We start from the raw sequence: 10,853 nt of genomic DNA, 5'->3' as shown, positions 1-10,853 counted from the left end.
GAGGTAATAATTATGATGGAAGATACCTATTATCAATTAGAAGAGGCTTTGGTACAGGGATTTCAAACACCTGAAGAATACCAAGCCTACAAGGAGCTAAAGGAACATTATGAGGAAGTGACGGGGGATTACAGTTTTTCTAAACGAGAACTCACTAGTCAATTGGAAATCTCTCTTCAGAATCATCGAGGCGTTGACTTTGAAGAGCATGAAAAAGAGGAGTATTTGGACTTAGTTCAAAAGCTAGAGGAATTTGATTCCTCTCTTGCCACCCATTATCGTCAATTGATTGACTAGAAAGGAGAAAGTCATGAATGATTTACTCCTTATCCCAGTAATTTTTTTAGCAGTAGGAGGAATTCTCATTCTTTTATGGAGACTCTTTCTTATTGCCAGTGGACTTTTCCTGATTGGTTTTGTCAGTTTTCTTATTTTCGTGGAGGTCTATGGAATTTATTTGTTCTTTACTGAACCTAGTTTATATTTTGATGATATCAGACAACATGGTTTAACTAGTTTTACGGCTGTGTACCTTTTCATCAATCTGATGTTGGTTCTAGGATTCAGTTGGCGCTTCATAAACTCCAAAACTAAGGAAAGTATGTAAACTTGTTAGATGTTTAAAAAACTTTATCTGAATCTAAATTCGGATAAGGTTTTTTATTAGCCTTGATTCTTTCATACACTTCATAGCTAAATTGGAGCAATAATTTATGATAATTTTTATCCTTACTATTATTACTTGTATTTATGGCTTGTTTATGTCGTTCAATATGAGAAAGAGCTCTTCTCAAATTTTCTTCTTTTAAATTTTTCATAGTTACATTATAAGATGAAGACATCTAGTTTTGATTTTTTTCTCTGAACTGTACGATTTTGCGCCTGAAATGTAGGAATTACCTTTCGTTGTGATGTGATAAAACTTACAAGTTCTTTTTGTTATTCTTGACCTAGTTTTTATAGAAAGAAGGTCTAAGATGTTAAATAAAGTCAAAACTAAAGCCTTAATTAGTGTTGGAGCAGTGGCTGCAACTAGCTTTATTCTCATGATGGGATATACTGCTGGTCAACATTCTACTGCTAAACAAAGTCGCAAAGAAATCGAATTGGCTGCAGCTAAACTTGTAGAGGACAAACAAGAAGAAGATAAAGCCAGCATTTTGTCATCGGATACTGTAAAAGAATTTTTGACTCAGTACTATACGAAAGAAAAGCTCGGAGAAAATAATACACGTATTCAACCTTATATGACTGAATCAGCTTATTCTCAAGAATTGACAAGTCAAAACGATGCCATGAACCAAGTTTATAAGGACTATATTTTGGATTATCATTTTGAAAAAGCTGATATCTTTGTCAATCAGACTACGAATCAAGCTATTGCCATGGTCTCTTATAATGTAACCTATGTATCCGATTTAAAGAATGCCAACCAATCAAAAACCAATCAGACAGAAACAAGAACTGTTAAATTGTCCTATTCGAAACTACCAGGTAAGTTATTGGTCAATCAAGTACAGGTTTGGAAATCTGGGTTAGATGATTTAGATAAGGCAACTCCTAAAACTTTAGAAGAATCATCATCTATTCCATCACTGCCAAATACTACGACAAAATGATGATGTTGCATGGAAATAGAAGAATGTAAGCGAATTTCAATTCTAGATGTAGCCAATCGTTTAGGTATCTCCTTTAAACAAGTTTCGAACAGTGTCTATGAGCATTCTGAACACGATTCATTTCGGATTTTTTCAACTACCAATACTTTTAAATGGTTTTCAAGAGATATTCAAGGTGATGTCATTGATTTTGTTCGACTTGTTAAGGGAATATCCTTTAAAGAAGCTCTAGCCTTTCTTTCTGAAGAACCTTTTCAAAAAGAAGCTGTTCAAGAAAAAAGAGAGAGACCATTTTATTACCCTTTAAAGAGAATAGAAGATTCTAACTGTAGTCTGGCCAGATATTATTTAACAGAATGTAGAGGAATTTCAGAAGAAATCATACAAAAGATGATTCAACAAGGTTTGATGTCACAAGCCAGTTGGAAAACAAATGAAACTGTTGAACCTGTTATTGTTTTTAAAAGCTTTGATCATCGACACAAACTGCAGGCAGCAAGCCTACAAGGGATTTATAAGAATCATTCTATCCCAAGAGAGAGGTTAAAAACGATTCTAAAAGGAAGCCATGGACATGTTGGAATATCCTTTGACATTGGTAAACCAAAAAGACTGGTCTTTTGTGAATCGTTCGTCGACTTGATGAGCTATTACGAACTTCATCAACAAAGTCTATCTGATGTTCGTTTGGTATCTATGGAGGGATTAAAAAAGTCTGTTGTTGCTTATCAAACTTTACGACTGATAGCTGAAGAAAATCAGAAGTTAGAATTTTTGGATACAGTAATACCTTCAAAGTTATTGCCTTTAATCAATACAATTCGTGATACCACCAGCTATTTTGATAATCATCCTGATTTATTGACACTTGCGGTAGATTGTGATGATGCAGGTAAAGATTTTTCTGATAAGTTATCTCAATCAGGATTTCCTGTTTTACTGGATTTGCCTGATAATGAATCTGGGAAAGAAAAAGTAGACTGGAATGATGTCCTTCGAGAAAAGAAATCAGATTTACAATTTATGCTTGAGACTGCAAAAGAGCAATTGGGGAATCAACCAGTAGGACAAACTTCTCAATGTTTAGAATTGTGATAACAAAATCAAGATGTTTTAGCTAATATTAGAATGAAGGAGGATCGTATATGACCATAATCGAACGCTTAGAAGAAAAGGTCACTAGGCAAGAAAGCAAGGTAGCAAGAGAGACAGAAAAACTCGCTGCTTACAAAGAGCAACTGGAGACAGCGATGTTTGCGACGTTCAAAAGGCGTCAAAGCATTAGTCACATGAGTTTTGAAGAAGCTCTTGACCATGCCTTTGGTAAAGAAAGACAATTCGATGATTCTGAATTTAGAAAGGATGAAATGAGTGAATGACAAAAGATTGGAATTTTAATCAACCATTAGAAAGTAAATCAGAAAATCAAGAAGATCCAGATAAAATTGCGGCCTTATTTGGAAATCATCAAGGAGGTAATGATGTAAATTATGAAGCAGCTTTTCAAAAGCGAAAACAAGCACCTGTGACGGAATCAAATTCTAGTTCTAAACCCAAAGTTACAGAGGTTAGAACAGGAAAAGAGACAGATATCACTACAAGTTATCAGCAACATCTTAAAAGATTGATTGCGGATAACAATAGTGATATTCAAAGTAGTCAAAAGAAAATTGAAGAGCTACATACGTTGATCGACACAAAGAATAAAGACAATAAGAAATTGCAGTCCATTTATGATGCGATTTCCGAATTACACTAAGCAGTCCTAAGAGGCTGCTTTTTTTGAGAGGCTATAGATGTTTACAAAACTTTTTAAGAAAAACCAAGACAATAGTGACGTATTTAAGAAGTTAATTCATAGACTATCCGATATGTCTGTCCAAGATCTTGAAAAAATAGACCGACTGCTAGATATCATTTTCACTCCAAATAAAGAATCACAACAACTAAAAACAGAAGCAACTTACAGAGAAGAAACTTTGGACGACACATTAAAAAAAGCTAAAAATCAACTTCATAAGGAACAATTGGAGAAGAATTTAGAGAGATTTAGGAAAAACAGCCAATAATGCACCAAAAATGGTGCATTTGCTTTTTCTAAATGTTATAATGGTGGTATAAAAATAAAAGGAGTTTGCCATGATTGGAAAGAACATAAAATCCTTACGTAAAACACATGACTTAACACAAGACGACTTTGCCCGAATTGTAGGAATTTCTCGAAATAGCTTGAGCCGGTATGAAAATGGAACGAGTTCAGTCTCTACGGAACTAATAGACATTATTTGTCAGAAGTTTAATGTATCTTATGTCGATATTGTAGGAGAAGATAAAATGCTCAATCCTGTTGAAGATTATGAATTGACTTTAAAAATTGAAATTGTGAAAGAAAGAGGTGCTAATCTATTATCTCGACTCTTTCGTTATCAAGATAGTCAGGGGATTAGCATCGATGATGAATCTAATCCTTGGATTTTAATGAGTGATGATCTATCTGACTTGATTCATACGAATATCTATTTAGTAGAAACTTTTGATGAAATAGAGAGATATAGCGGCTATTTGGATGGAATTGAACGTATGTTAGAGATATCTGAAAAACGGATGGTAGCTTAATGGAAATCCAAGATTATACTGATAGCGAATTCAAACATGCTTTAGCACGGAATCTTCGCTCACTGACAAGAGGAAAAAAGTCCAGTAAGCATCCTATAGCTATTTTGCTTGGAGGTCAAAGTGGTGCTGGTAAGACCACAATTCATCGTATAAAACAGAAAGAATTTCAAGGAAATATTGTTATTATTGATGGAGATAGTTTTCGTTCCCAGCATCCACACTATTTAGAACTTCAGCAAGAATATGGCAAAGATAGTGTTGAATACACCAAAGATTTTGCAGGGAAAATGGTAGAGTCTTTAGTAACCGAATTGAGTCATTTGGGATACAATCTTTTGATAGAGGGAACCTTACGAACAATTGATGTTCCAAAGAAAACAGCACAACTCTTGAAAAATAAGGGATATGAAGTACAATTAGCCTTAATTACGACAAAGCCCGAATTGTCCTATCTGAGCACTCTTATCCGATACGAAGAACTGTACGCTATCAATCCAAATCAAGCACGCGCAACTCCAAAAGAACATCATGATTTCATTGTAAATCATCTAGTTGATAATACCCGACAGTTGGAAGAACTAGCTATCTTTGAAAGAATTCAAATTTACCAACGAGATAGAAGTTGTGTATATGATTCAGGAGAAGATACAACTTCAGCAGCAACCGTTCTTCATGACTTACTATTTGGAGAATGGAATCAAGTAGAGAAGGATATGCTTAAATCAGGAGAAGAAAGATTGAAAGATTTAACTAATCGAAATGGTTGTTAGATCATGAGTTTTAAAATATAGTCTATTGGATCGTCATTTAAAAAATAACGATCCTTTTTTATTTTCTATTTTTGCTTGTTCTTTATCTTTTTCAAAAGTTATAACTTCCTTAAGTGATGGTTTCCTAACAATATAAGTAGAAATTAAGCACAGTTTATGATTATTTTAAATCTTGGGGGTTATTAAACTCTTGATTTTTTCAACAAGCTATGGTATCCTTTTGTTAGTTAATAAACTTACAAAAGGAGAACAAATGTTTTCACCTACTAAATTAAAAGAAAAAAGAGAAAGTCAAGGATTATCTCAATCTCAACTTGCATCCAGTTTGGGAATTAGTAGAGCTTCGTACTTTAATTGGGAATCAGGTAAAACAAAACCGAATCAAAATAATCTAAGCAAATTGAGTGAGATTTTGAATGTAGACCCTCGATATTTTGAATCAGAGTATGAAATAGTAGAAACCTATCTCAAACTAACGGAGAAGAATCAAAAAGAAACACTTTATTATGCTACAGAACTGTTGAACAAACAGAATGAGAAGGTTGTAGATTTACCTGAGCGTTTTGCTTATAAAGTTTACGAAAAATTATCAGCTGGTACAGGAACAGCTTATTTTGATGATGGTAATTACGATACAGTTTACTTCAATCATCAATTTGATTATGATTTTGCATCTTGGGTGTTTGGTAATTCAATGGAACCGACATATGAAAATGGTTCTGTAGCCCTTATTAAGCAAACAGGATTTGATTATGACGGGGCTATCTATGCCATAGATTGGGATGGTCAAACTTATATAAAGAAAGTTTATCGTGAAGAAAATGGGCTTCGTTTAGTTTCACTCAATCGGAACTATTCAGATAAGTTTGCGCCTTATGATGAGAATCCTCGCATTATAGGGAAAATCGTTGGGAACTTTATGCCTTTAGAGGACTGAGTATGACTTGGTTTGATTATAGTCTCGAACCTAAAAGTGACATTGCCTTTGTTGATATGAAATCTTTTTACGCAAGTGTAGAGTGTGTAGATAGAGGCCTGCATCCACTTAAGACTTCACTTTGTGTTATGAGCCGTGCAGATAATTCTGCTGGGTTAATTCTTGCTTCCTCTCCTATGTTTAAGAAGGTCTTTGGGAAATCAAATGTTGGACGTTCCTATGATTTACCATTTGATATAAAGACTCGCAAATTCTCTTACTATAATGCTAGAAAGCAAGGTTTACCGACAACGATAGACTATGTTCGTTATATAGAGGAATGGGCAAAATCAACCGTGATTGTTCCTCCGAGAATGGATACTTATATTACAGTGAATATGGAGATTCAAAAAATCTTTCAAGATTTTGCGGCACCAGAGGATATTTATCCCTACTCAATTGATGAAGGATTTATTGATTTAACAAGTTCATTAAATTATTTTGTTCCTGATAAAAGTATTAGTCGGAAAGATAAGTTAGATATTATTTCGGCTGCCATTCAAAAAAAGATTTGGAGAAAAACAGGAATCTATTCAACGGTAGGTATGTCTAATGCCAATCCCTTATTAGCTAAGTTGGCGCTTGATAATGAAGCTAAAAAGACTCTGACAATGAGAGCCAATTGGTCCTATGAAGATGTTGAAAAGAAAGTATGGGCTATTCCTAAAATGACAGATTTCTGGGGAATTGGAAATCGAATGGAGAAGAGATTACATAATCTAAGTATCTTTTCGATTAAAGAATTGGCACAGGCTAATCCTGACTTGATTAAAAAAGAGCTTGGTATCATGGGTCTAGAGTTATGGTTCCATGCCAATGGGATTGATGAAAGTAATGTTCATAAACCTTATAAGCCAAAGTCAAAAGGGATAGGGAACTCTCAAGTTTTACCAAGAGATTATATTAAACAAAGAGATATTGAGATCATACTTCGTGAGATGGCAGAACAAGTTGCAGTTAGATTGAGAAGAGCCGGTAAAAAAGCAACAGTAGTTTCTATACATCTAGGCTACTCTAAAGTGGAACAAAAGCGTTCTATCAATACTCAAATGAAAATTGAACCAACCAATCAAACAGCACTACTAACAAACTATGTTTTAAAGTTATTTCACACTAAATACACTTCAGGGGCTATCAGGAATGTTGCCGTTAACTATTCTGGCTTAGTAGATGAATCCTTTGGATTGATTTCGTTATTTGATGATATTGAAAAAATAGAAAAAGAAGAAAGGCTCCAGTCCGCAATCGATGTTATTCGAACAGAATTTGGTTTTACTTCACTATTGAAAGGAAATGCCCTGGATCAGGCTTCTAGAATAATTGCAAGGAGTAAACTCATTGGTGGTCATTCAGCTGGAGGATTAGATGGGCTAAAATGATGAATCGTTCTTATTTGCCTTTTTTATCTGCAAGAGAGTATCAAGATCGTGGGATGGCTAAGTGGATGGGATTCTTTTTATCAGAACATTCAAGTTCTCTTTGGGAAGAAAAAAATAAAGAAGATGTCTCAATTACTTTATCAATGGAAGAGAGAATTTTACTTGTTCGTCAACTTTATACGAATACATTCCCTGCAACGTTTATTTTTAAGCACTCAAATAGAAGAAAAGTAGTATCGGGTATTGTTAAAGAAATTGGGAAAGAGTTTATATCTATAAAATCAGACACTGGTTTTCTTCGATTAAGATGTGAAGATATACTCGATATCCAGATAGAAAGGTTGGATTTATATGAATCGTAAAGAATTATATGACGATAAATTGCAGCTAGATTATTTTTCTGATTCTTATTTACGATTTGAGTCAGATTTTTACAAGTATTCTGCTTTAGATATACCATTAACATTTATCACTGATGACATTTTACGCACAATGGCTATGTCTCAAAAACATTATTTTAAACTTAACAAAAGCAAATCTTTAGACGGTCGTGACCATTATTTTGTTTTTTCTATCAAGATGAACAAAGACAGTAGTGGCATTAGACAGTATGAATATCAGAGACATTGTTTTAGTTTGTAAGAGTCCGACAGGGCTCTTTTTTCTGTGATAATTTTATCAAAAAGTATTTGTTATACTTTTTTTAATTTAGATTTATCTTGGGGGTTTGGGGGCGTGCCACCACATTTTCATATCGTTTGTTTTTTGAACCGTGAGGTTTGTAATGGCAGACGATATGATTTTTGGGATATTGTGGACACAATATCTGAGCTCGCAAAGCCTTACAAGATGCTATATTTTGTTTTTATAAGTTTCCCGTGGTTGACACGGGGTCGGGAATTATCCGACAATAGATGAAAGTGAGGAAGTAGTGTGCCAGAACAATACAGAGACATTCGCAAAGAGGTTAATTTGACTGCAAATGAATTAGAAATGATTGACATAATGATGAAAAATAAAGGATTTGAACACTTTTCTTCATTTGCCAGAAACAAGTTACTGGAGAACGAGTTAGAAATGACTGCTGAAAAGTGGTTCACCTTCTGGCATTCTCAAAAGCTGGAACAAATCAGTCGTGATGTTTATGAGATTTTAATCTTATCAAGGGCAGAACATCAAGTCACCCAAGAACATGTATCCATTCTCTTAACCTGTGTTCAGGAATTGATTCAAGAAATAGGGAACTCCATTCCTCTTAGTCAAGACTTCCGTAAAAAATACATGAGGTAGGCACATGGAAAATCGTTACCGAACTAAGCTAAAGAAAGTTTTCCTATCTGATAGCGAATTGAGTCAGTTGAAACATTGCATCGATCAAAGCGGTTGTAAATCTTTTTCAGAATATGCTCGACGAACCCTACTTGACCCTGGTATGAATTTCATCACCATTGATACAACTGGTTATCAAGATTTGATATTTGAGTTGAAGAGGATTGGTAATAACATCAACCAGATTGCCCGAAGTGTTAATCAATCTCAGTTGATTTCAAGTGAAGAATTGCAAGACTTGAAAAAGGGAATCGCTGACTTGATAAGTGAGGTAGAGAAAGAGTTTAGTGTTCAAGCAAAAAAGTTGAGGGAGTTTTATGGTCATCACTAAGCATTTTGCCATTCACGGAAAGAGTTATCGCAGAAAAATTATCAAGTATATTCTTAATCCTGATAAGACTAAGAATCTTGCATTGGTATCGGACTATGGCATGAGAAATTTTCTGGATTTTCCTAGCTATGATGAGATGGTGCAGATGTATCATGAAAATTTTATCAGCAATGATACGCTTTATAATTTTCGGCATGCTAGGTTAGAGGAAAAGCAACGAAAAATTCATGCCCATCATATCATTCAGTCTTTTTCTCCAGAGGATCATCTCACTCCTGAACAAATCAATCAGATTGGCTATGAGACAATGAAGGAGTTAACCGGTGGAAAATTTCGTTTTATCGTTGCGACTCACGCTGATAAAAATCACCTCCATAATCACATCATTATCAACTCGGTTGATAGTAATTCGGACAAAAAACTCAAGTGGGATTATAATGTGGAACGAAATCTTCGAATGATTTCAGATAGATTTTCTAAAATTGCAGGGGCGAAAATTATAGAGAATCGCTATTCCCACCAGCAGTTTGAAGTTTATCGTAAGACCAATTACAAGTACGAACTCAAGCAGCGACTCTATTTTTTGATTGAAAATTCTACCGATTTTGAGGATTTAAAAAAGAACGCTCCATTACTACATATGGAGATGGATTTCAGTCACAAGCATACCACCTTTTTTATGACGGACTCAACTATGAGACAAGTGGTGCGTGGTAATAAACTCAATCGCAAGCAACCTTACACAGAAGAGTTTTTCAAGAATTACTTTGCCAAAAGAAAAATAGAAGAGCTTATGGAATTTCTTCTACCCAATGTTGATAACTTAGAAACTCTGATAAAAAAAGCAAAACTATTTGGATTAAATATCAGTCCTAAGCAAAAGCATGTTTCTTTTCAATTTTCAGGAGTAGAGGTGAAAGAGACCGAAATAAATAAGAAAAATCTTTACGATGTAGAATTTTTCAAAGATTATTTTGAAAAGAGAAAAAAATTGAAAGCTCCAGAACTTAAGGATTTAGTTCAAGTTTATCAAGAAGAGAAAATCTCCAAAGAAAAAGAACTCCCAAGCGAGGAGAAATTTTGGGAGTCCTATCAAGGGTTCAGGAAAAACAGGGACGCTGTTCATGAATTTGAGGTAGAGTTGTCATTTAATCAAATCGAAAAAGTAGTGGATGATGGAATTTACATCAAGATCAAGTTTGGTATTCGTCAGGAGGGGCTTGTCTTTGTACCTAACATGGAGCTAGATATGGAAGAGGATAAGGTAAAGGTTTTTATTAGAGAAACTAGCGCCTACTATGTCTATCACAAAGATGACGCCGAGAAAAACCGCTATATGAAAGGTAGAACGTTGATTCGCCAATTCAGCTCTGAAAATCAAACAATTCCATTCCACAGAAAAACGACTGTGGAGATGATTGAAGAAAAGATTGAAGAAGTGGATGCTTTGATTAAGTTGAATGTGGAAAATCAATCTTATATCACGATTAAAGACGAGCTAGTGCGTGAACTAGCAGCGTCTGAGTTGAGAATCAATGCTTTGCAAGAACGAGTGATAACCTTAAATCAAGTAGCAGAATATTTACTGTCTTCAGTTAAAAACAAGCAAGAAATGAAGTTGAATCTTTCAAAATTGAATATAACTGAGGCAATTAGTATTAATGTTGTGGAAGAGAATCTGAAGGAGTTGGGAAATCAATTGGCATTAGAAAAAGATAGATATGAGAACATCGTATTTAAAATGAATAAGTTTATCAATCGTGTGAGTAAGAAAATTTCAAAAGAAGAAGAGATGGGTTTTCAAAAATAACCTATCTAGTCATTATTTATATA

17 protein-coding genes are annotated in these 10,853 nt (G+C 34.4%); 16 read left to right on the top strand and 1 reads right to left on the bottom strand.

Annotated elements, in window-relative coordinates; genetic code table 11:
• The first annotated feature begins 12 nt into the window (after positions 1-12).
• Positions 13-297: a DUF5962 family protein gene (locus M1F56_RS07160; protein WP_000969643.1), complete on the top strand. Its 285-nt coding sequence runs from the start codon at positions 13-15 to the stop codon at positions 295-297.
• 13 nt (positions 298-310) lie between these two features.
• Positions 311-607, top strand: coding sequence for a DUF5966 family protein (locus M1F56_RS07155; RefSeq protein WP_020903367.1), 297 nt, complete (start codon positions 311-313; stop codon positions 605-607).
• Positions 608-620: 13 nt separating this feature from the next.
• Here the strand turns inward: M1F56_RS07155 and M1F56_RS07150 are convergent, their stop codons facing one another.
• On the bottom strand, positions 621-818 hold the full coding sequence (locus M1F56_RS07150; RefSeq protein ID WP_002933288.1) for a hypothetical protein: 198 nt from the start codon (positions 816-818) through the stop codon (positions 621-623).
• Between the two features lie 159 nt (positions 819-977).
• On the opposite strand from M1F56_RS07150, the gene M1F56_RS07145 reads away from it, so the two are divergent.
• The 14 genes from M1F56_RS07145 (at position 978) to M1F56_RS07080 (ending at position 10,830) form a co-directional block, all read left to right on the top strand.
• Positions 978-1,619 (top strand): hypothetical protein, encoded by a 642-nt coding sequence (locus M1F56_RS07145; protein WP_037612723.1) that lies wholly within the window; start codon positions 978-980, stop codon positions 1,617-1,619.
• A 9-nt stretch (positions 1,620-1,628) separates the two neighbouring features.
• Entirely contained in the window at positions 1,629-2,714 is a 1,086-nt protein-coding gene (locus M1F56_RS07140) for a toprim domain-containing protein (protein WP_037612722.1), read from the top strand.
• Positions 2,715-2,764: 50 nt separating this feature from the next.
• Positions 2,765-2,998 (top strand): DUF5965 family protein, encoded by a 234-nt coding sequence (locus M1F56_RS07135; RefSeq protein WP_000152419.1) that lies wholly within the window; start codon positions 2,765-2,767, stop codon positions 2,996-2,998.
• Positions 2,995-3,378, top strand: a complete 384-nt coding sequence (locus tag M1F56_RS07130; RefSeq protein ID WP_002933294.1) for a DUF5945 family protein — start codon at positions 2,995-2,997, stop codon at positions 3,376-3,378. The genes M1F56_RS07135 and M1F56_RS07130 overlap by 4 nt, the downstream gene beginning before the upstream one ends.
• Before the next feature lie 37 nt (positions 3,379-3,415).
• A complete protein-coding gene (locus M1F56_RS07125) occupies positions 3,416-3,688 on the top strand; it encodes a hypothetical protein (RefSeq protein WP_247917297.1) in 273 nt (90 codons plus the stop codon).
• Positions 3,689-3,758: 70 nt separating this feature from the next.
• Entirely contained in the window at positions 3,759-4,235 is a 477-nt protein-coding gene (gene pezA / locus M1F56_RS07120; protein WP_000579596.1) for a type II toxin-antitoxin system antitoxin PezA, read from the top strand.
• The gene (gene pezT, locus M1F56_RS07115) at positions 4,235-5,005 is read left to right on the top strand and encodes a type II toxin-antitoxin system toxin PezT (protein WP_000405348.1); all 771 of its coding nucleotides are present in this window, start codon (positions 4,235-4,237) and stop codon (positions 5,003-5,005) included. The genes pezA and pezT overlap by 1 nt, the downstream gene beginning before the upstream one ends.
• 253 nt (positions 5,006-5,258) lie before the next feature.
• Positions 5,259-5,942 (top strand): LexA family transcriptional regulator, encoded by a 684-nt coding sequence (locus M1F56_RS07110; RefSeq protein WP_247917296.1) that lies wholly within the window; start codon positions 5,259-5,261, stop codon positions 5,940-5,942.
• A 2-nt stretch (positions 5,943-5,944) separates the two neighbouring features.
• Positions 5,945-7,360: a Y-family DNA polymerase gene (locus M1F56_RS07105; protein ID WP_247917295.1), complete on the top strand. Its 1,416-nt coding sequence runs from the start codon at positions 5,945-5,947 to the stop codon at positions 7,358-7,360.
• Positions 7,357-7,722, top strand: coding sequence for a hypothetical protein (locus M1F56_RS07100; protein WP_000981957.1), 366 nt, complete (start codon positions 7,357-7,359; stop codon positions 7,720-7,722). Before M1F56_RS07105 ends, M1F56_RS07100 begins: the two co-directional genes overlap by 4 nt.
• Positions 7,712-8,002 carry a DUF5960 family protein gene (locus M1F56_RS07095; RefSeq protein ID WP_001080186.1) on the top strand — a complete coding sequence of 97 codons (291 nt, stop codon included), beginning with the start codon at positions 7,712-7,714 and terminating at the stop codon, positions 8,000-8,002. Before M1F56_RS07100 ends, M1F56_RS07095 begins: the two co-directional genes overlap by 11 nt.
• Positions 8,003-8,293: 291 nt before the next feature.
• Positions 8,294-8,650: an SAG1252 family conjugative relaxosome accessory protein gene (locus M1F56_RS07090; RefSeq protein WP_001115082.1), complete on the top strand. Its 357-nt coding sequence runs from the start codon at positions 8,294-8,296 to the stop codon at positions 8,648-8,650.
• A gap of 4 nt (positions 8,651-8,654) precedes the next feature.
• Positions 8,655-9,020 (top strand): MobC family plasmid mobilization relaxosome protein, encoded by a 366-nt coding sequence (locus M1F56_RS07085; RefSeq protein ID WP_037612713.1) that lies wholly within the window; start codon positions 8,655-8,657, stop codon positions 9,018-9,020.
• Positions 9,007-10,830 carry an SAG1250 family conjugative relaxase gene (locus M1F56_RS07080; protein WP_037612711.1) on the top strand — a complete coding sequence of 608 codons (1,824 nt, stop codon included), beginning with the start codon at positions 9,007-9,009 and terminating at the stop codon, positions 10,828-10,830. The genes M1F56_RS07085 and M1F56_RS07080 overlap by 14 nt, the downstream gene beginning before the upstream one ends.
• Positions 10,831-10,853 lie beyond the last annotated feature (23 nt).

It is taken from the genome of Streptococcus oralis, assembly GCF_023109005.1.
Lineage (GTDB): Bacteria > Bacillota > Bacilli > Lactobacillales > Streptococcaceae > Streptococcus > Streptococcus oralis_BU.
Note: the sequence above shows the minus strand (reverse complement) of the source record. Positions and strands in the feature narration are given on the sequence as shown.